A 19635-nucleotide genomic window follows, 5' to 3' on the forward strand; every position below is an offset into this window, starting at 1 on the left:
ATATGGCTTATACACAGACCGGCAGCAATGGCCCGGCCACTGAATCACATGGTTCACCGATCGAAACCGTGATTCTGGATCATGGCACCGGCGCCAAGCTAAGCCGGGAGCTCGTGGAGCGGATCTCCGAGACATTAGGAGATACCTATCTAGGCACCATGGAGGACAGCGCATTTCTGGAACTGCCAACTACCCGTATCGCCTTTACCACAGACTCTTTCGTGGTGACACCACTATTCTTTGGGAATGGCGATATCGGCAAAATCGCGGTGTGCGGCACCGTGAACGACCTGGCGGTGAGTGGCGCGCGTCCTCTCTATATAACGCTTAGCCTCATCATCGAAGATGGCATAGTAATGGCTGATCTGATGAAGATCATAGCGTCCGTGCGCGATACAGCACGCTCGGCGGACGTCAAGATCGTCGCCGGTGATACCAAGGTAGTAGGCAAGGGCGAGGCCGACAAGCTTTTCATCAACACCGCCGGCGTCGGCGTCATGGAGCGTCCTCCAGTCTCCGTTCGTAACGTCCGACCTGGGCAAAAAATCATCCTCAGCGGCTATATCGGAAATCACTCCATCCACCTGCTTTCGATCCGGGAAGGTCTAGGCTTTGAGCGCAACGTACTGAGCGATTGTGCACCGCTAAATCATATGATCGATTCAGTATTGAGCAACGTGCCGACAGGTAAAGTTGCCTCAATGCGCGACGTTACCCGCGGCGGTCTATCAGCAGTGCTGCACGAGCACGCACGTGCGGCCAACTGTGCGATCCACTTCGACAAGCAAGCGCTGCCGGTACTTCCAGAAGCCGCTATGGCTGCCGATATGCTGGGGGTCAACGTGATCAATCTCGCCAACGAGGGGTGCTTGTGTCTTTTTGTCGAGCCCGACGTGGCGGATAGAGTTTTGGCTCTTTTGCACGAAGATCCCTGTGGCAAGAAGGCGGCCATCATTGGCGAGGTTGTGGCATCTTCCTTACCGGAGGTGCGCATGATGGAATCAGATGGTACCCAGACAATTATTGAGGAACTCTATGGTGCAGAACTTCCCAGACTCTGTTGAGCCAATCGAAGCGCTCGAGACCCATCGTTACCGGGTCTGCGGGATCGTGCAAGGGGTTGGCTTCCGCCCCTTCGTCCATCGGCTGGCGCGCACCCATGGAGCAACCGGCTGGGTGCTCAACGACTCCGAAGGTGTTTTACTTGAGTTGCAGGCATCGGCAAAAGCTATCAAGGACTTTATCGATGATATGTTATCGCGGCCACCACCTCTCGCGCGGATCAACGATTTGGTTGAGGTGCTGCTGGACGAGCCCGCACCGCGTTACCAGGGTTTTGATATCCGTAAGAGCCGCGACTTAGCACACATGAATACCATCATTCCGCCAGACTCGAACGTTTGCGGCGACTGCTTAAGGGAGATGCGCGATCCAAGCAACCATCGTTATCGGTACGCTTTTATTAATTGCACTAACTGCGGTCCGCGCTATTCGATCATCCTTGGCATGCCATACGACCGCGCGCAGAGCACTATGAGTGCGTTCACCATGTGCCCACAATGTGAGCACGAGTATTTAGACATTGAGGATCGCCGCTATCACGCCCAACCGAATGCCTGCCCGACCTGCGGACCAAGTCTTCAGCTCACGGACCGTAGCGGTGCCCTGATCGAGACTGATGATGTGGTGCGCTACGCAATTTCCAAGCTGCGCGAGGGCGCTATCATCGCGATCAAAAGCCTTGGCGGCTTCCACTTGGCGGTGGATGCCAGCAATGTAGCGGCGGTTCGCGAGCTGCGTCACCGCAAGCGGCGCGATGCCAAGCCTTTCGCAGTGATGGTTGCCGACAGCGAGAGCGCCGCCCGTTGGGCCTTTATCAACTCGCATGAAAGGATGCTTCTCGAGAGCGTGCAGCGACCCATCGTCCTGTTGCGTAAGCGTCAGAAGACCCTGCCGGAAGAGATCGCTCCCCATAATCCCCATCTGGGCGTAATGCTCCCGTCAGCGCCGCTGCACCACCTGCTGCTTGAGGATCCCACACTGCCGGTATTGATCATGACCAGCGGTAACCTTTCCGGGCATCCTATCGTGTTCGACAACCATACGGCAATCGAGCAATTGGGCGAAATTGCGGACTATTTTGTTCTGAACGATCGCGATATCCGTACCCGGGTGGACGACTCAGTCGTGCGTATGATCGTACGCGAGGGTAGGGATGAGCCTCAGATATCCTTCCTACGCCGCTCTCGCGGCTATGCTCCGTATCCCATCCATCTGCCTTACTCGGTGGGTTCGGTCGTGGCACTCGGCGCCGAGTTGAAGACTACCGTCAGCATCAGCAAGGGCAAGCAAGTCTTCATCAGCCAGCACATTGGCGATCTGAAAAATGAAACCACCTTTCAGTCCCACATTGATTGCGCCAAGCATATGCAAGACCTTCTGGCTGTGCGGGCTGACACACTTGCCTGTGACCTGCACCCTGCCTTCCGCTCAACCCGAAATGCCATCGAGCAATCCGAAATACGTGTCGTCCAGGTTCAGCACCACCACGCCCACATGGCCTCGTGCATGGCGGAACACGGACTTTCGGGTAAAACCATCGGGGTGATATTCGACGGTACCGGCTACGGTACCGATGGTACCATCTGGGGTGGTGAGTTCTTGCTCGGCGATTTCGAGGGGTTCGAAAGGGTTGGCCATATACGCCCAATGTTGCTACTGGGAGGGGATCAGGCCGTGAAAGAGCCGATCCGAGTCGCCATGTCGCTGCTTGTTGAGACCTTCGGCGAACGGGTCACCGAAATAGACGTTCCGGCCATACGCGACCTGTCTGAACAGCGGCGCGAGGTTTTTACCAAAATGGCCCTCAGGAAAATCAACGCGACCACTACCACTAGCATAGGTCGTCTGTTCGATGGTATCTCGGCGCTGATGGGTATTTGCGCAAAGGTTGAATACGAGGCGCAGGCGGCAATCGAAATGGAAGCGCTATTGCAGCGCGATTTCTGCATGGCCAAGCCATTTGAGTATGACATTGAGGCGCGAGACGATTGCCTGGAAGTGGACTATCGTCCCCTCGTCAATGAATTGGTCCATCTGCTGCGTGTGCCCGTCAGCGATGTAAGCCAGCTAAGTCGGCGTTTTCACTCCACGATCGTGGATATCATCGGAGAGGTATGCCAACGCCTTGTTAAGCGTTTTGGGGTTAATCAGATCGTATTGAGTGGGGGTGTTTTTTGCAATGAGTTTCTCGTGATAAATACGCTGAGCTGCCTTGAGTCGCATGGATTCAAGCCGTATTGCCATCAATTGGTGCCGACGAATGACGGTAGCATTTCCCTGGGTCAGGTGGTTGTCGCCGCCGCCCGTATCAAGCGCGAAGCGCTATTGTGTGACGGAGAAGAAAGAAATGAGTGAATCTGTAGAGAGAGTAGCAGCAGTTTTGTTTGACATGGACGGTGTTCTAATCGATTCCAGGGCCGTGATTGAACAAGCATGGCGCGAGGCTGCCCAGATGTACGAGCGCCAGATCACCGAGGAAGAGATCCTCAAGCACATTCACGGTCAGCCCGGGCCGCATACCATCCGTGCTCTATTCCATGATCTGCCGCTTTCCGATCAGGCCAAAGTTCAGGCGCACATCATCCATGTTGAAAATACCGCCGACTGCGAGCCCATTCCTGGCGTGGCACAGCTTATCGCCTCACTTGGTGCGGCCGGAATTTCAATCGGCGTCGTGACCAGTGGCTGGCGCTTGAAGATCGATCGCGTCATAGCACTACTCCATGCACAGTCGTACGTCTCGGTCATTGTCGAACGGGATGATGTGGCTCACGGCAAACCGTACCCCGATCCCTATCTGCTCGCGGCTGAGCGTCTGGGCATTCCTGCGAGCAAAACCATCGTTTTTGAGGACGCCAAGAGCGGGGTAACCTCCGCTGTTGCTGCCGGAGCATATTGCGTTGGCATCGGCGATGAGGACCTGATGCCATGCGGCGCAAAATTTATCATCCCCGACTTCCGAGGGGTGAAAGTGCTGACCAACGGCGTGGACGGTTCGATCCTTTCGTTTGGCCCGGGGCAAAAGGTAATAGTGGAACGATCACCTGTGCGCAATGACGTGCCGCCCGTGTCACGAGACCACCAATAATGAAACAGGAACAAAAGGGGCGGTGGGCCGTCGCCTTGCTGTTTTTCGTCAATGGCTTTGTGACCGGAGGCTGGGCTGTGCATATTGCGCAGTTCGTTCCGCGATTCGAGGCGTCAGATAGAATGATAGGCCGTCTTATTTTAACGTTTGGACTGGGCGCGCTGATCATGATGCCAGTGTCGGGCATGCTGATGGCGAAGTTTGGTTCGCAACGCATAGTGCGTATATTTGCCATCGCAACTTCTGTGGCGCTTCTTCCGCTCGGGCTGGCTCCGAACATTCCGCTGTTGGTGGTTGCTCTCTTTCCCCCTGTGTCAGAGTAGTTGAGAAGATCCCTTTTTCGGGATTTCATTCTCAATCCAGGGGGCCGGAGCATCACCATGTCGCGTTTACCTCAGGCTCGCAAGGACGCCATTTTAAGTAAAATGCTTGCCCCTCATCCGCCGACCATCCGTGAATTGGCACAAAGAGAAGGGATTTCAGAAGCTACACTGTACAATTGGCGTAATCAGCTTCGCAAAGAAGGTCGCCCTGTGCCCGAACATGATCGCAGCAGTGAGAATTGGTCTGCGCAAACTAAATTCGCCGTCGTCGTCGAAACCTCGTCGATGTCGGAGATCGAGTTGAGCGAGTATTGCCGAGCCAAAGGTCTTTTCCCAGAGCAGGTTAAGCAGTGGCGCGAAATATCGATCCAGGCCCATGCAGAGCCAGGCGGTTTTAATGATGCGGCCAGCGCACAGCAGAATAAGGCCCAGCGTAAGCAAATTAAACGTCTTGAGCGCGAAGTCCTGCGTAAAGATAAAGCACTGGCGGAGGCAGCGGCATTACTGATCCTGCAAAAAAAAGTTCGCGCCCTTTGGGGCGACAACGAGGACGATTAACTCCTCTGGCGTACCGGGAACAGATCACCGCCTGGGTTCAGCAGGCGTGCAATGATGGCGCATCGTTGTACCGTTCTTGCGAGGGGGTAGGGATCTCTGTTCACAGTTGGTATCGGTGGCAACAGGATGGTGCTGTTATTGCGGATCAGCGTCCATTGATTGACCGCCCTGAGCCGGCCAACAAACTGAGCTCAACGGAACGCCAGTCGGTGTTGGCGGTATGCAATAGCGCGCGTTTCGACAGCGTTCCGCCGAGTCAGATCGTACCGATTCTGGCAGACGAGGGTTGCTACATGGCCTCTGAATCGACGATGTATCGGGTATTAAGAGAGGCGGGTCAAGTGCAGCATCGTGGACGTGCCGCCAAGGCTGTGCGCGTGGCAAAACCGACCAGCTTTACCGCCACCGCCCCTAACCAGGTCTGGATGTGGGACGTGACCTGGTTGCCGAGTAGTGTTAAGGGGCTGTATTATAAGCTGTATTTATTTGAAGACCTATTCAGTCGCTACCCGGTGGGTTGGGAAGTCCATGATGAAGAGACCGGCGAGCTGGCGGCAGATCTGCTACAACGATGTGTCCTGGGGCAGCGCTGTGCTATGCAACCCTTGGTACTGCACTCGGATAACGGTGCGCCGATGAAAAGTTATACGCTGAAGGCCAAGATGGAAGCCCTGGGTATAACGTCATCCTTTAGTCGGCCGCGGGTATCCAATGACAATCCGTACGCAGAATCAATCTTTCGTACATTGAAATATTGGCCGTCCTGGCCGCGCAAAGGATTTACCTCGATTGATGCTGCACGGCAGTGGGTGAAGCGCTTCATTGATTGGTATTGCCACGTCCACCGCCACAGCGGGATCAAATTCGTGACGCCGGCGCAGCGCCATCAGGGCAAGGATAAAGCCTTGCTGTTAAAGCGTCACCAAGTCTATCAAGCCGCCCGCGCTGCGTGCCCGGAACGGTGGCGAGGTGAGACAAGAAATTGGGGTTGGGACAAGGAAGTTCAACTCAATCCAGATCGGCCGTTGACACAAGAAAACGCCGAGAATTTACAGGCTGCATAAATCGCAATTTTATCTCAACATCTTTGACAAACACCGCTTTGTCCTCGGTGCCATGATCGGTTCAATGAATGTCGCTATGAACTCCAACGCAGTAGCGGTGGAGAAAGCCCTGTCCAAGGCGGTGTTATCCTTCTCACACTGTTCCTGGAGCATAGGTTTGTTCGTTGCCGGTTCGATCGGAGGCTATGCTATCAAGCATTTCGGATTCCTCGCGCATATCTTCTTGGTGAGCGCAACTGCAGTAGCGCTCATCGCTGTCACCTTTCCATTCGTTCTCAAGGATGATCCGGCGCCAAAAAAAGATGTCAAACAGCCGATGCGCCTGCCGCGTTCCCCCGCCGTTTACCTCATTGGCCTCATAGCGCTGTTCGGCATGATCCCTGAGTGTGCGGTCGTCGATTGGTCCTCGCGTTATCTGTTAAAGGATCTAAACGCTAACATAGAGACTGCCAGTCTCGCCTTTGCGTTCTTTGGCGGAACGATGGCAGTCCTTCGCTTTATGGGCGACGCCGTGCGTAACCGCTTCGGCGCTGTTCGTACTATACGTATATCAAGCCTGTTATCGGCGACTGGCCTTTTGATCGCTGCGTTGGCGACCAATCCTTGGCAAGCGATCATCGCCTTTGCAGTAGCTGGGATCGGGATAGCCAATATTGTCCCGATCGCTTTTTCAGCCGCTGGTAACCAGCGAGGCATCGCTACTAGTACTGGCATGAGTGTTGCCACGACTATAGGCTACTTAGGAACATTGATGGCGCCAGCGCCTATAGGTTTTTTTGCCCAGTTCGCCGGTTTTTCCAATGTGTACATGGTAATGGCGCTAATGCTGGGCGTGATATTCTTGCTTGCGCCATTGGTACGCAGCGCGGAAATTAATCCAAGGGGAATAAACTCTCAGCAATCAGGGCCGGTCGCAGTAAAACATTGAGAGCGATAGAAGCTATTTTATCTGGTCGGGCTCAATGTAAAACAAGGGCTCGTCTGTGTATTTATCTTACCAAGCGACATCTGGCCGTGATGTCAGATATCCGGTTAGACGTGCACCGGTCTTGTAAAAAAGAAAGGGGGCGAGATCGCCGCGTTTTAATCAGCCGGCATTCTTTAATTAAGAAAGCCTAAACTCATTGTCCATATCCAAATAAATATCAATTTCGTGACTGTCATCGAATTCCCCTATAGCTATTTTTAGGCTGTGAATTAGGCATGCCATTGTAATGATTCTTTTTTAATAAAATATAGAGATTGGTGTCTGCGAGTTTTATTGTGCGCCTGCCACAGGCAATGATCGGTATCGCTACCATGTTGGTGCAGCAGCGTGGTATTTAATGGCTGGAGGGCGCTGTCGTAGCCACTTTAACATTATCGAACGCGCTTATCAGCGTGGAAGTGTCGAAAATTTGTTGACCAGAGCGGTCAGCGACGGGCAGGCGGGCGGAGCCGGTTACCCTGAAGAAAGATGAGAACAATATGAAATCAAATGGGCGGTGGGCCGCATCCAGGTTCGGGACATACACGAATAAAGAAACGCGCCGGACTGAGCCGGCGCGGAAAAGAAGATCAGATTCGAAAAGGTATTATTACAGAAAACCTTTTTGCTTAAAGGTGACACGTGTAGCCTCATTCAGGTCAAGAGCATGGAGCCCGGCCGGGCTGATCCAGGCAATATCCTGAAATTCCTCATTAAAAGTGACCTGACGGTTTGCGCTGGCACAGTCAAAAATGAGATAAATCATGTAGATCTCTTCTTTAGTGCCGTCCTGATAGGTCTTCACCCGGACATCGTCCCTAAATGTCCATGGCGTGATACGGGTTATCTGTAGCGCTTCACCCAGTTCTTCTCTGATCTCCCGCCGTAGTGCTTCCTCCATCGTTTCGCCTGGCTCCATACCTCCACCGGACAGCGCCCACTGACCGGGGAATACGCCCCGGTCAGCGGCCATTTTACAAAGTAAATACTCGCCATTATTTTCAATAAGTGGACAGACTATGATCCTCTGACGCATGTAACCTCCGGATGTCATGAATTTTTTCGATAACTTTATCAGATAAACTTTCTACCGTCCCGGGTGACGTGCAGGTGAACACCCATTCCTGTAGAAAAGGGGGGGAAGATTCTGAGAAAATGTCTGATATTCAGAATGCCGCCAAGTATACATTCTGGCTTTACTTTATATTTCCGTGATCGTTTGCACGGCGCTTCGGTGCTGGCCCGAAGTGCAGTCTCCTGGGTGAATAATGCTGTAGCGGAGCGTACCACGGTATTATCCAGTTCATCTGGTCCCCGGATTCCGTTCGCTGAAATAGCTATCACTACCGTTACTGCAGATAACGAAGATATGAAAATCTATGAAGTGGTACCAATTGCTGCTGTTATCGCTAGTACCATAACCGCTAGCGGTCATAAAAGAACGCAGAACGCTACCTTATTCTTGGGGCTAACTCATCGATCAAGTTACTAGGAAAATAATTGTTGCTGTTGTACGTAAAGGAAATGGGAAGACTATTAGCAATGACTAAACGCCCATCACTGTTGAATACGTTATATCAGTGATTGATGATATGGTGACGGAAATTTTGATTTTTCCTAAGGATTAGTTTAATTTTTTCATACGGGGGGTACGCATTCCCCATATTTTATCTTATGACGTAACTCTGCATTAAACAGTGACGAAATATAATATTTTTTGAATGTTATGATTTATTTTTTTAGCAGGCTTTTTTTGCGTAAATCTTATTATCGATACATAACATTTTTGTATAGTTAAAACCCAAGACCAAAAGCATTTCCGTCTTCTTCTGAATGTAAGACCATCAAAAACTTTAATGGAATAAATAACTACTATAGCACGACGCTAACTTGAAGTAAGATTTAGGATTACTAATTGAACGTTACTTATTTGTCGCATTTGCAATGCGTTCATACTCAGTCCTCAGGTGTTCCAGTTTCCGAGGCAACTCTATATGATAGAAATTTTCAGGTAAATTAAAATCATTCGGCTTTAACTTAATTTCATCTAGCATCTTTTCAATAATTCTGTAAAGCGGTAGTTTATGCTCTATCTGATAACGCCTGTAATTGCGTTGCCAGATCATAGAACAAAAATAATCCAGATAAACCCTTCCTTGACGGAAGGGCAAACATTCAAATTTTTCAAGTAGGAAATTATATGCCGGTATGGCCAGTGCTCTGATGCGGGCTGCTTCGGTCAGCGGATCCTTCTGCATCGGTGGTACGGTGGCATTTGACAACCTTGAACGTATGCAAGCGATCGGGTTAAGCACCCTGACTTTATCATTACAGGTTACGTCACCATAATGCTCTGGCAATACTTGAAATAACTCGGTGTTAAGCGCCAATTTTTTACCTATAAAATCATCCGACTCAAAACCAGATGGCCTATCAATAATATCCACAATATTGGGTTCATTGACTTCTGGGTTGAGAAACAGACCGTGCTCATCCTCTTTAACTTTACCGGTGCCTGCATCGATTAGGGCCAGTACAGCCAGAGATGGAGGAGTAAAGGTAGTCTGTATTTCAGCGTTCACATTAAAGATTTGAGCGATGGCTGCGATTCCCTCATTTCGTGCAACATAATCAATATCAATCGAATTGATGAAGGTCATATCCGGCTTCTCTGTGTAAGCATCCATATAAACGGCGAGCCAATACATGACAGCCTGACCACCTACAGTTATGACAGGTGAAGGCAGCTTTTCAGCGTTGCGGATTAAATAGCGATTAAGTTTCACCATCTGTTCATCGGGCGGGATAGCAAGTTTAGACATAAAAAAGCCCATCGTATCAACAATGAGCCTATTATAACTCTCGTACCGTCATGAGATACAATCTATCGGTCAGTAAGTTAAAAGAAGGCCGCCTGGCGCGGATTACGGGCCGCTACAATGCCCTCCGGGCGTTTCTCCATCACGCGTCCTTGAGCTTTACCGCTACGAACAGCTTCAACACGTTCTTGGTAAACCTGCTGATGTCTGATTTTTGCGTCTTTGGCTGACATGATGCTTCTCTCTCAAAACGTATAGGCCATATGCCGTATAGACTAAATATACGCCAATCTACTCTGTCAGACAATGATTATGCAAACAAGAATCGCGGCCACGCTCTCCAATCCGCAATTTGTTTTTACGAGATATTTAGCATTTACGCCAGTTACTTCATCGCCGGTTCGAGCAACCTTGTGCCGAAGCCTAACCTGCACACCCCAGAGTATCCCCCTTCAGCAAGCAACGGGGTATTCCATAAACATACTTATCAGTTTAGCAAAATCACGGGATATTGTCCGTCTTTATCTTGTCAGTTCCCGTCTCGACGAAAAAAAACATTGGTAGAATATGCTAAGTGCAAAATCCTATGAACTTCATTGATGCTAAAGATAATGAAATGAGCGCCTCCCACCTTCCTCAGTTCAGGGCGAGAGCGGTAGCTTATCTTCCGCCATAGTTGTTCAGTAACCACTACCTTTCTGATTGAAAAATAACAGATTCTAAAATGAATAATATGTTGAATTTATCTGGCAGGTTACACTATGCATCTCGTTTAAAACGTAAGGATTGCCCAGATGGCATTGAATATACGGAAGGCCCATTTAGCGGATTCTGTCTTACTTCATAAACTAGGTTTTGAAATCTACAGCACCCACTTCAAGCATCTGTGGGTATCGCATTCTGAAATGAATGATTATCTGGAGCGCGAGTACTCAACCCCTTCACTGGAGTCAAGCCTGTCAGATCCCAAGGTGTGCTGGTACCTGGCAGAAACCGATCAGCCAGTTGGTTTTGCCAAAGTCACATGGGCAGATAAAATTCCGGATACAGAAATGTCAGGCGTGCTACTGAACAAGTTATATCTGGCTTCGAGTGCTACAGGTAAAAATTATGGGAAACAGATATTCGAACATATTGTCAGTCTGGCCCGGCGACGCGGTGAAGGATTTTTGTGGTTAGAAGTTCTTGAGGGCAATGATCGTGCCCGTAAATTTTATGAAAATCTGGGATTCGGTCATATCAAAGATACAAAATTACAAACAGCTTCACAGCAGAGCCTTCTCCACATACTGGGTATTAATATCTGAATCCCTGACAGCTGACTGAAATTCCGCGGAATCTGTAGCAGCCCAGCCTGATGCCTTTTTATAAGCAACTTACAGAGTGTGGAGGTAGCAGATAATGAAGCCCATGCCAGTCAGTGTCGACATTGCCAAGAACGTGATGCAGGTCCATTACGTGGATAAAAATACGGGGAAGGTGTTTAACAAGGCCATTAAGCGCGCGAAATTTATCGAGTTCTTCACCAATCGTCCGCCCTGCCTTATTGGAATGGAGGCCTGCGGCGGCGCACATCACTGGGCCAGACAACTGAGCCGGCTGGGCCATCAGATCAAACTGATGCCGGGCGAATTCGTCAAGGCCTTCAATATCCGTAACAAGAATGATACGGCCGACGCACAGGCTATCTGGCGTGCGGTTCAGCAACCGTGCAAGGCTATAACGGTGAAAAACGAACAGCAACAGGCTATGCTTGCCCTGCACCGGATACGTTCCCAACTGATGAAATTCTGGCTGATGCAGACCAATGCACTTCACGGATTACTCGCGGAATACGGTGAAGTGATGCGTAAGGGGCACGCCAGCCTCGTCAGAAACGTCCCCGAAATATTTGCTCGCCTGTCCAGACGTTTACCGGGCGTGCTCATAGACAGCCCGCGAGCCGGGGCCCTGGGTTACTGACATGCTGAAACGGCGACCGATCAATGTTGTCTCCGTGGCGCTGGCCAACAAAATGGCAAAAATGATATGGGCCATACTGGCTCACGGCAGACCCTATCAAAAGGATCATGCCCTTAATTGAGCCAAAACAGAAGGATGCCAGAGAAGAACGTCAACAGGTTGCGCAGGCAGTGTAAGTAATGACAGAACAAGTCAGACCGTAACTCATCAAGCCTGAAAAAAATATCGAACTCCGGGTTCGCAAAGGTAATTGAGGCGTGAGTCAGCGGATTTCATTAGGGCCAGCAGCCGCTTTCGCAGTTGCGTTAAGACCGGATATATAGCCGCAATCGTCCTGTACGTCACGAAGTACAAAGCCTGGCAAACGGGAGGCGCTCATATATATTTTTTAAAACTGCCAACGGTGATATCGGTGGACAGACCGAGTAGTAACGCGAACGGCAGAAGTATTATCAGAGGGTAAATGCTGACCGGTAAGGCCAGGTATATGATCCATGGTAATACCGTCAAAGGTAGCAGGCTGGCTCTGGCCCGATGATAGACAAACCCGGATTCCCGCCCCGCACCAAAGCGGCGGATATCGCGGCGGACCAGCCCATCCACCAAGCCGACAAACGCCGCCATCGCAAATAATGGTAGGGTCAGGCAGAGCACCAGTACACGCACCATGAACACAAGCACGGTGTAAGCGGCAGCAATCAAATAACTCTCCAGATGGACATAGACCAGACCTAGGTAGTAGCGGAAGTCATGCGTCAGGCTAAGCGCTCCGCTGCTGGCCTGGATTGAGGCATCCCTTATCCACGCTTTTAGCCCATTATTGACAAATAACCAATTGTAGACGCTTTCGATAAGCTCCTGAGCCGTGTGGCCTGGCTCCTTTATCAGTATGCTGCGTGTGAAATGCTCAGAGAATTGAGCCAGTTCGAAGTGCAACATTCTCTGCGCGTGATGCCAGCCCTGCTCCGGCCAGAAGAAATGCATGCCCACGCATTCGATGACGATGCAGAGCAGCAGCGAACCGCTTAGCACGCCGATAAAACGAAAGGGCAGCGTTAGCAGACTTACGACAAGACCCTGCTGTCGCATTTGCTGCTGTTGTGCTGTGATGGCCGGATCTCTCATTACTCCTTATCCTCATCTGCATTCGTCATTTGCAGGAACCCATCAATCAGGTCTGCCGGCAGTTCTGTATTCTGAAGCTGGGGTCCCGCTTGGTGGTCCCACCAGTCGCCGGCTTCGACGTAGCGCTGGCGCATGTAACCGGCCAGTTCCTGTAAATCCTTTGGCATGTCCTCATCGGGATCAGGGGCCGGCAGCGGCATACGCACTTTCCAGAGATTGCCACCCTCAATCAGCGCGAAGCATTGTCCTTTGGGTAGTCCGACGACATGCGCCGGCTCAATCAGCGGTACACTAGTGCTGCTGATGCGGTCCTGGGTGTTGGAGGTAAACGCGGTATTGCCGTGGGGATCTGAACTGTCGGTTGCGCCACTCATCAGTGACGTGGCGTAAACCTCAACTTTTGGCAACTGGCGTGTCAGCAGTTCGGCAGTTGCCGTTTCGCGCACGCGTAACATGAAGAGGTTATTGAAGTTGCCGACCACCTGACCAGCCTTGGCGCGGTTGCCGATGCGTGCTTCGATATCCGAGAGCGTTTGGGTATAAGCCGTGACCTGTATACCGGCGCCGCCACCTTTATTGACCATGGGGATGAACTCATCGCCCATCAGCTCATTGAATTCGTCCGCGTGGACGTTGATGGGTGCTTTGGCGTTGGCCGAGGCATCGGGCAGACCGTCATCAATGCCGAACTTGTAGATGTGGCCGGCTACCGAAACCAGATCGCTGAACATGGAGTTGCCCACGGCTGCGGCGACTTCGGCATCGGACAATGCATCAAGGCCCACGTAGACCACCGCGCGTTTGCGGATAATTTGCATCCAGTCAAAGATCGGGCGTGGGTCATTCAAATCGGCGTAGTCCGGTGCCAGCAACTGCGCGATCTTGCCGGTGGTGAGTTTCTCTAGCAGCGGCAGCAGGCTTGCCACAATCTTGTCGAAATAGGTGCGGTCATAGCGGACAGCAGACCTCAAACCATCCAGCACCGGGTCGTATACACGCACCTGGGACAAATACTGTTCAATGGCGATGATGCGCTTTTCACGCCCGATCATATTACGTGGGATATTCTTGTCGTTGAGCTTGGCTTCGAGTTGGACAATGATGTCCCAGGCCTTAGACTCAGTCTTGGCAAAAAATTGTGCGGCATACTCCATGAAAAGGGCATCAATGTTGATGACGTGACGTTGGATCAGCAGATAGTCGGGGCGCTGCCCCAGTTCGACCAGCGCACGAGCGATGATGTTGACAAAACGCCAGGCAAATTCCCGAAAGGCTGCGCTGTTCCCCTCCCCGGAAAGTTGTCCGGCGATGCGCGTGGCGACCTCCGAGATGCGGCCAAAACGCCCCACCGCGTTATAGCGTGCGGAAATATCCGGCCACCCTAAGTGAAAAACATAAAATTCACCTTCGCGCCCGGCGCGTCTGGCTTCTACGTACATCCTTTTCAGCAAATCAGCGTCGCCTTTGGGATCGAAGACGATGACCACCTCGTGCTCGCCTTGGGCATTTTTGCGCAGGATATCCTGGGTAATGAACAACTCGGCCAGCCGCGTTTTCCCCACGCGCGTCGTGCCCAGCACCAGGCTATGCCCGACGCGCTCGCCCAGGGGTAATGTGACGTCAATCTCATTGGGTTCAATGCCGTGTAGTCGAGGCATACCCCCGACCGGGGGCAGCGGTCGTACAGGGTTAAAGGGTGTATCCCAGGACGTCAGTCGCGCGAGCCGGGAAAGTGGGAAGGGGGCAAACTCCAGTCGTTCCTCAAGGCGCCGGGCCAGGCGGTAGGGTGTCGTGGGTTCCACGTAACGGCGAAACTCTGGCCGATAGGTCTGCATCAGCCGGTGGGTGTGCCGCTGGTCCCAGCGAAAGCCCCGTCCGACGAACAGCCTTTGCTGGCTTACCGGCACGTCGCGGCTGGTCATCATGTAGCGAGGCAAGCGGCGGATATTGCGGCGGTAACGCAGGATGGTCCAGGCATCACGAAAGCGGATGATACCGAAGGTCAGGAAAGCCAGTGCGGAGCCGTGGCCGAGTAGCGGGCTCAGCGCGAGCGACCACGGTGCCACCAGGCACAGCGTCGCGGCGGCGGCGCAGATCGCCACGGTATACAACTCCACCGCGGGGCGTAGCAAAACTTCAACGGAATGGGCCATAGCACGTACTTCACGTCAGGGTTCGATGCCGGTGGCGGTGATGAGCACCGGGTAGTGGCGAATGCCGAGCCGCTGGGCCAGGTCGTCGGCGGAAACGGGCGAAAGCGTAAGATCTTGTGCCATATGCCTTAGTACGGCCAGTGCCTCGGGGGTGTCCACGTTGACGACCAGGCCTATAGCATTGAGTTCGTTCAGCGCTTCACGATGCTGTTGCAACCAGGTGCGCGAGCGTTCGTCATCGCCGATAAGGAAAAGCGGCGACAGGCCGGGTGCGCGAATAATACGTTGCGATTCTACACCAGGTGAAAGCAACTTAGAGCGTACCGGCAGCATGGATGCCTCGGCATCGGCCTGGCCACCCCTGTGTGGGGCCGGTTCATGATTTTCTGATGGTGCTAGTTCCTGAGGGGCGAGCGCCCGGTAATAGGGGAGCGCTGAGACACCTCCGCGATCTTCCACGACGTTTAGGTGTGTAGAGGGGGATTGGGCAAAGGCGGTCATGGATGACAGCAGCCAGGTGAGCAGCAGGCACAATATTTTCTTCATGGTGTAATACTCCGCGCAGAAGTCAGGGATATTCCGGGGCCAAGGACACGCGCAAGATGCTGGTTGACGCTACGACGGTAGCGCGCAGCGGGGGCGCCGCCAGCGGGGCGGTGATAACGTCCGATAGCAAGTAACCAGTCCTCACCGGGGGTATGCTGCTCGCGCAGGATTTGTGCGGCGATCGCGAGATTTCGGTAGGGATTGAGTATATCGCAGGGGCCGTTGTAGCGATGGGCCTGGTAACCCAGGTTGACTTGTGCAAGACCGGCGTCAATACGGTTGGCAGGAACCCGGGATAACGCCCGGCGAATGCCGGCACAAGCATCGGCATGGGTGGCATAAAGCTCGGCGCGGCCAGCGACATTGAGTGTCCACGGCCAAGGCACAATCTTTCCGCGAAGCCGGGTACCGCTTTCCTGCAGGGCAACGGCGTAGAGAACCGGAGACGGCACGCCCATCTGCTGTGCGGCGAGCTGGTATGCCGGTGGTGGTATCTCCAGGGCGCGGCCGGTTCCGGTGCCAAGCGTCAGCAGCAAAGCCGCTGTTGCCGCCCGGAGTCGGTATGTGGTGCTTACTGCCGCTGCCATTGGCCGTTCACCTCGCGCACTACCGCAGGCAGGTTGCCGGGCAGGCTAAGCGAGAGCCAGCGGCCGCCATCGTGGTTGAGCGTGATAGTACGATCACGCACTTTCACCGGGTCGATACCGGCCTGCGTCGCCCACGTGCGGATGCGCTCATCGTCCTGCCGGCTGCCGACCATGTAAATATCCATAGTCGTCCCTGCGGCCTGTAATTGCTGTACGCGCTGTTGGCAGGCTGGACAGTTCGCTTTGATAAACACCGCCAGCCGGTCAGAGCCCGTGTTGCCGGTATCGGGCGATGGAGCGCCAGGCAAGTTCACGCGCTGCTGGCCGGGGAACAGCCTTAACCAGGCAGCATCATAGGCACGCTGATAGGCCAGGATCTTCTCCACGCGGCGGGCTTCTGCTCGCGCCTGCAGCTCGGCGTAATGGTCCCGCTCTTCATCGCTGCGCGCTTCTATGCCGAGTGCGGTCAGCGGATCGAGGTTGGGCGACCAGATACCGAGCGGTCCCTTCATCAGTTCCCGGTAACGTGTCCATTCTTCTGGGCGCAGCCCCCAGTCCTGCGCTTGGCGTTCGTCAGAGACGGTATCCATACTCGGACGAAGTTGGCTAGGGATCAGGCGAGAAGGGATGGTCGCCATAGGTTGTGCCGTAGTCTGGCCAGCGCCAAAAAACATGAGACTGGCAACGAGCGCGGCAGCGGAAAACAGTCGCGGAGCCATGGGTTACTCCCGGGACAGCGGCACGCGCCGCGCCTGTCCGCCGGCGCGGAACAGCGCGGCGTCGGCCTCAATGGATTGCAATATCCAGCCACTCTCGGCGTCGCCCTGGCGCAGGAGGCGCACATCGTTAAGTGTTGTCGATGTCAATGGAGCGACCGACAGCAGGCGCTCGCCGCCGCGGAGCTCCATCTCGACCACGCGAAACGGTAGATTCGGCACCGTAGGTTTCGAGGCCTTCGCTACCGGGCGGCGCACTGCTGCGACCGGGGCGGGTTTCTGGAAAGCACCGGCGAAGCGCGCGAGTGATTCAACGCGGTCCTGGAGCGCTTTAAGGTCACTGACCTGCACAATGGCGGCATGCGCCTGCTCAAACTGGTCAATACGCGCCTGAAACGCCTGACGCGTTCTGGTGAACTCGGCGCGGGTGACCGGCTTCGGCTGGCGTTTATCTGCGTCGACCTGTCGCTCGATATCTGCCAGCCGTTTGGCCATATCCTCGGCTTTGGCGTCCAGGGCCGCGGTCTGTTGCTGATGATCCTGGCGCGTGACGCCGACGGTATTGATGATCGTAAGAAAACTGATGGTGAACAGCCAGACGACAGCTGCGATCTTCAGCCAACGTGAGTGGCGATCCTGTCCGGCCTCGTTTTGTTGAATGTTCATGGTTGCTGCTTCCTGGGCGGCGATCCATTCCCCGATACCGACTGTGCGTCTTTAAACGGGGAGAGTACATCGGCTCCTGCTCGACCGGCGATGTCACCATTTATGTGCTCTGTTGCAACATGCCGATCGAAACAGACCTTCCGGTTCGCGTTGTCTACAGAAAGGTCCCAGGCCGGACCGACCAGCATCAGCAGTGCGTCGCGCAGTTGTAAGGGGCCGAAGCGAAAATGAGCGGCAGGCAGTGGCAGTGCATACAACGATGCGGTTTCGGGCGTGTGGCAAAGCTGGTAACCGGTGCGCATCAGCACATGTCGCAGGGCATAGCCTACGTTGGCATCAAATGTGGACGGCACCGAAACGGCGACGACCTGCAACAGCAAATCACGCTGGGCAGGTTGGGGCACGAGTTCAACAAGGGTATAGCGCCCGTAGCGGACGACAGGTACGAATTCCGGGCCGGATCGGGCTACCACTTTTGGTGTGTCCCGTGGCGGAGTGGGAGAGATGGCGGACGTTGGCGCAGTCGTACATCCCGCCAGTAACCCGGCCGTGAGCGTCAGGCCAACCAGACAGGCGTTCTTTGCGTCGCTGGGGGAGAAAAAAACTGGTGGCATAGTGTGATTCCCTTGGTCTTTTATCCCACTTTCGCAGGCGGGTGCGGCGATGGCAGCAGACAATGGGAAACCCGCCTTGCCCGCTTTTAGTCGGGAAAAAACGGCCTCCGTAGAGGCCGCCATTCACAGCATCCGGCTCAGGCTGTGACGAGTTGTCGAGCGAACGCCACTTCCACCGAATCACCTTACTGGTTGGGGGCGTCCAACCCGGACTCAGGTACGACTCCTGACGTACTTGCGGGCAAGCCGGGGGAACATGATAGCCATGGATATCTCCTGAAAGGCTTGGGATAAGTCGAGGGCATGCACGGTGCGCATGCCCGTAGAAGTAGCTTCAACTGACACGCCGAATCTGCTTGCCTGAAGTCAGTTCGTGATCAACTGCACTACGTGTGTCGTTGCGGATCAAATCGGCGAGTAACTTGGTGATAACCGGGATATCAAGCACAAGTCGATGGCCTTTCAACGGCCCTAGGGCTACGGGAAGCCGTACCAGCATTTTTTGCTGCTGCAAAAGCCCCAGCACTGTGGCGCGCCAGTGGTCGAGTAAGGGCAAGGGGCAGGTGTCCTGCACCAGCGTCCACAGCCTGCCGGGCCGGTGAGCGGACTCGCCGGGCAGCAGCGCCTGCGCCTTGTCATTGGCCTTGTCGGGCTTCACGCAGCGGCTATCTAACAGCCACAGGTTGACCATGGAACCGAACAGCGTACGCCGGCCCATCCTCGTCGCTGCCCAGGATGGGCCGGGCGAGGAACTGCTGGAGCGCGGTATCCCGCGCCCAGACGGACAGGAAAACAAGGTTGCCACGCTTGTCGCCGACTCAGCCGTCGGCCATCAGGTCGGGGCATTCGTAGATTCGGTAGAGCGATTGGGAAGGAGTGGTTGCAGGCATGGTAGTGTCCTTTGGATGAAAGCAAGGGACAGCACCGCCGCCGGGGCAGACGCTGTCCCGTGGGATGAAAAAATTGAGTCCAGATCGAACGGGGGATCAGGTCCGCATCGTCTTGGCAGGTGCAATCTGTGTACGCCGACGCGCATGGTAGGCACGCACGCCTTTACGCCACTCGCGCGATTGCTCCGGCGCCATGGACAGGTAGCCTTGTGGGCACGAGTAGTAGAACGGGTGCATCGACTCATCCATCGACTTGTAACCCCAGCCTGAGCCGGAGCCCTGCAGCAGGTAGCAGGCGATGAACATAATGGACTGCCCGATATCGAGACCAAGCGCGTCCGGCTGCTTGGCCGTGATCCGAACGACCGACCACAGCACGTTGCCGCGCAGGGTATGGGCGATCGTTTCGTAACGCACGGCTTCGCTCTCATCCGGTTGCGTCAGCTTGTGGATCAGCTCGCTGCGGGTCCAGTGTGAAAAAGTCCAGCTCATGAG

17 protein-coding genes and 3 pseudogenes are annotated in these 19635 nt (G+C 53.9%); 8 read left to right on the forward strand and 12 right to left on the reverse strand.

Annotation, left to right across the window (positions count from 1 at the left end):
• Window positions 1–2: 2 nt before the first annotated feature.
• From hypE to ACL2XN_RS02550, 6 genes and pseudogenes are all read left to right on the forward strand, one after another.
• Window positions 3–1064: a hydrogenase expression/formation protein HypE gene (gene hypE, locus ACL2XN_RS02525; protein WP_413731050.1), complete on the forward strand. Its 1062-nt coding sequence runs from the start codon at window positions 3–5 to the stop codon at window positions 1062–1064.
• The gene (gene hypF / locus ACL2XN_RS02530; protein ID WP_413730148.1) at window positions 1036–3417 is read left to right on the forward strand and encodes a carbamoyltransferase HypF; all 2382 of its coding nucleotides are present in this window, start codon (window positions 1036–1038) and stop codon (window positions 3415–3417) included. Before hypE ends, hypF begins: the two co-directional genes overlap by 29 nt.
• Complete coding sequence (locus ACL2XN_RS02535) at window positions 3410–4150, forward strand: HAD family hydrolase (RefSeq protein ID WP_413730150.1); 741 nt, start codon at window positions 3410–3412, stop codon at window positions 4148–4150. The genes hypF and ACL2XN_RS02535 overlap by 8 nt, the downstream gene beginning before the upstream one ends.
• Window positions 4150–4473 carry a hypothetical protein gene (locus ACL2XN_RS02540; protein ID WP_413730151.1) on the forward strand — a complete coding sequence of 108 codons (324 nt, stop codon included), beginning with the start codon at window positions 4150–4152 and terminating at the stop codon, window positions 4471–4473. Before ACL2XN_RS02535 ends, ACL2XN_RS02540 begins: the two co-directional genes overlap by 1 nt.
• Before the next feature lie 57 nt (window positions 4474–4530).
• Window positions 4531–6095, forward strand: a protein-coding gene (locus ACL2XN_RS02545) for an IS3 family transposase (protein ID WP_413730138.1) whose coding sequence is annotated in 2 segments (ribosomal slippage) — window positions 4531–4987 and window positions 4987–6095 — 1566 coding nt in all. Because the reading frame shifts where the segments join, the coding sequence is not laid out codon by codon here.
• Between the two features lie 37 nt (window positions 6096–6132).
• A pseudogene (locus ACL2XN_RS02550) lies at window positions 6133–7023 on the forward strand (MFS transporter); the annotation flags it as partial.
• 649 nt (window positions 7024–7672) lie between these two features.
• Here ACL2XN_RS02550 and nudI read toward each other — a convergent pair.
• From nudI to ACL2XN_RS02565, 3 genes are all read right to left on the reverse strand, one after another.
• On the reverse strand, window positions 7673–8098 hold the full coding sequence (nudI, locus tag ACL2XN_RS02555) for a nucleoside triphosphatase NudI (protein ID WP_413730152.1): 426 nt from the start codon (window positions 8096–8098) through the stop codon (window positions 7673–7675).
• An 886-nt stretch (window positions 8099–8984) separates the two neighbouring features.
• Entirely contained in the window at window positions 8985–9884 is a 900-nt protein-coding gene (locus ACL2XN_RS02560; RefSeq protein WP_413730153.1) for a hypothetical protein, read from the reverse strand.
• A 77-nt stretch (window positions 9885–9961) separates the two neighbouring features.
• Complete coding sequence (locus tag ACL2XN_RS02565) at window positions 9962–10114, reverse strand: hypothetical protein (protein ID WP_165934093.1); 153 nt, start codon at window positions 10112–10114, stop codon at window positions 9962–9964.
• Window positions 10115–10675: 561 nt separating this feature from the next.
• On the opposite strand from ACL2XN_RS02565, the gene ACL2XN_RS02570 reads away from it, so the two are divergent.
• Together ACL2XN_RS02570 and ACL2XN_RS02575 are read left to right on the forward strand one after the other, a co-directional pair.
• A complete protein-coding gene (locus tag ACL2XN_RS02570; protein WP_413730154.1) occupies window positions 10676–11188 on the forward strand; it encodes a GNAT family N-acetyltransferase in 513 nt (170 codons plus the stop codon).
• A gap of 94 nt (window positions 11189–11282) precedes the next feature.
• Window positions 11283–11964, forward strand: a pseudogene (locus ACL2XN_RS02575) (IS110 family transposase).
• Window positions 11965–12218: 254 nt separating this feature from the next.
• Here the strand turns inward: ACL2XN_RS02575 and ACL2XN_RS02580 are convergent.
• The 9 genes and pseudogenes from ACL2XN_RS02580 to ACL2XN_RS02620 form a co-directional block, all read right to left on the reverse strand.
• Window positions 12219–12968: a TIGR03747 family integrating conjugative element membrane protein gene (locus ACL2XN_RS02580; RefSeq protein ID WP_413730155.1), complete on the reverse strand. Its 750-nt coding sequence runs from the start codon at window positions 12966–12968 to the stop codon at window positions 12219–12221.
• Window positions 12968–15121: a type IV conjugative transfer system coupling protein TraD gene (traD, locus tag ACL2XN_RS02585; protein ID WP_413730156.1), complete on the reverse strand. Its 2154-nt coding sequence runs from the start codon at window positions 15119–15121 to the stop codon at window positions 12968–12970. Before traD ends, ACL2XN_RS02580 begins: the two co-directional genes overlap by 1 nt.
• Before the next feature lie 15 nt (window positions 15122–15136).
• Window positions 15137–15667 (reverse strand): integrating conjugative element protein, encoded by a 531-nt coding sequence (locus ACL2XN_RS02590; RefSeq protein ID WP_413730157.1) that lies wholly within the window; start codon window positions 15665–15667, stop codon window positions 15137–15139.
• Window positions 15664–16254, reverse strand: coding sequence for a lytic transglycosylase domain-containing protein (locus tag ACL2XN_RS02595; protein WP_413730158.1), 591 nt, complete (start codon window positions 16252–16254; stop codon window positions 15664–15666). The genes ACL2XN_RS02590 and ACL2XN_RS02595 overlap by 4 nt, the downstream gene beginning before the upstream one ends.
• Window positions 16239–16973 carry a TIGR03759 family integrating conjugative element protein gene (locus ACL2XN_RS02600; RefSeq protein WP_413730159.1) on the reverse strand — a complete coding sequence of 245 codons (735 nt, stop codon included), beginning with the start codon at window positions 16971–16973 and terminating at the stop codon, window positions 16239–16241. The genes ACL2XN_RS02595 and ACL2XN_RS02600 overlap by 16 nt, the downstream gene beginning before the upstream one ends.
• A gap of 3 nt (window positions 16974–16976) precedes the next feature.
• On the reverse strand, window positions 16977–17636 hold the full coding sequence (locus ACL2XN_RS02605; RefSeq protein ID WP_413730160.1) for a hypothetical protein: 660 nt from the start codon (window positions 17634–17636) through the stop codon (window positions 16977–16979).
• Window positions 17633–18250 (reverse strand): PilL N-terminal domain-containing protein, encoded by a 618-nt coding sequence (locus ACL2XN_RS02610; RefSeq protein ID WP_413731051.1) that lies wholly within the window; start codon window positions 18248–18250, stop codon window positions 17633–17635. The genes ACL2XN_RS02605 and ACL2XN_RS02610 overlap by 4 nt, the downstream gene beginning before the upstream one ends.
• 334 nt (window positions 18251–18584) lie before the next feature.
• Window positions 18585–19140 (reverse strand): annotated as a pseudogene (locus ACL2XN_RS02615) (hypothetical protein).
• Between the two features lie 96 nt (window positions 19141–19236).
• Window positions 19237–19632 carry a hypothetical protein gene (locus ACL2XN_RS02620; RefSeq protein WP_413730161.1) on the reverse strand — a complete coding sequence of 132 codons (396 nt, stop codon included), beginning with the start codon at window positions 19630–19632 and terminating at the stop codon, window positions 19237–19239.
• Window positions 19633–19635: the final 3 nt, after the last annotated feature.

It is taken from the genome of Sodalis sp. RH22, from assembly GCF_047324165.1.
Lineage (GTDB): Bacteria > Pseudomonadota > Gammaproteobacteria > Enterobacterales > Enterobacteriaceae > Acerihabitans.

Coding starts and splice junctions, on each gene's coding strand:
- hypE (WP_413731050.1), top strand. CDS start 3: ATGGCTTATACACAGACCGGCAGCAATGGCCCGGCCACTGAATCACAT.
- hypF (WP_413730148.1), top strand. CDS start 1,036: ATGGTGCAGAACTTCCCAGACTCTGTTGAGCCAATCGAAGCGCTCGAG.
- ACL2XN_RS02535 (WP_413730150.1), top strand. CDS start 3,410: ATGAGTGAATCTGTAGAGAGAGTAGCAGCAGTTTTGTTTGACATGGAC.
- ACL2XN_RS02540 (WP_413730151.1), top strand. CDS start 4,150: ATGAAACAGGAACAAAAGGGGCGGTGGGCCGTCGCCTTGCTGTTTTTC.
- nudI (WP_413730152.1), bottom strand. CDS start 8,098: ATGCGTCAGAGGATCATAGTCTGTCCACTTATTGAAAATAATGGCGAG.
- ACL2XN_RS02560 (WP_413730153.1), bottom strand. CDS start 9,884: ATGTCTAAACTTGCTATCCCGCCCGATGAACAGATGGTGAAACTTAAT.
- ACL2XN_RS02565 (WP_165934093.1), bottom strand. CDS start 10,114: ATGTCAGCCAAAGACGCAAAAATCAGACATCAGCAGGTTTACCAAGAA.
- ACL2XN_RS02570 (WP_413730154.1), top strand. CDS start 10,676: ATGGCATTGAATATACGGAAGGCCCATTTAGCGGATTCTGTCTTACTT.
- ACL2XN_RS02580 (WP_413730155.1), bottom strand. CDS start 12,968: ATGAGAGATCCGGCCATCACAGCACAACAGCAGCAAATGCGACAGCAG.
- traD (WP_413730156.1), bottom strand. CDS start 15,121: ATGGCCCATTCCGTTGAAGTTTTGCTACGCCCCGCGGTGGAGTTGTAT.
- ACL2XN_RS02590 (WP_413730157.1), bottom strand. CDS start 15,667: ATGAAGAAAATATTGTGCCTGCTGCTCACCTGGCTGCTGTCATCCATG.
- ACL2XN_RS02595 (WP_413730158.1), bottom strand. CDS start 16,254: ATGGCAGCGGCAGTAAGCACCACATACCGACTCCGGGCGGCAACAGCG.
- ACL2XN_RS02600 (WP_413730159.1), bottom strand. CDS start 16,973: ATGGCTCCGCGACTGTTTTCCGCTGCCGCGCTCGTTGCCAGTCTCATG.
- ACL2XN_RS02605 (WP_413730160.1), bottom strand. CDS start 17,636: ATGAACATTCAACAAAACGAGGCCGGACAGGATCGCCACTCACGTTGG.
- ACL2XN_RS02610 (WP_413731051.1), bottom strand. CDS start 18,250: ATGCCACCAGTTTTTTTCTCCCCCAGCGACGCAAAGAACGCCTGTCTG.
- ACL2XN_RS02620 (WP_413730161.1), bottom strand. CDS start 19,632: ATGAGCTGGACTTTTTCACACTGGACCCGCAGCGAGCTGATCCACAAG.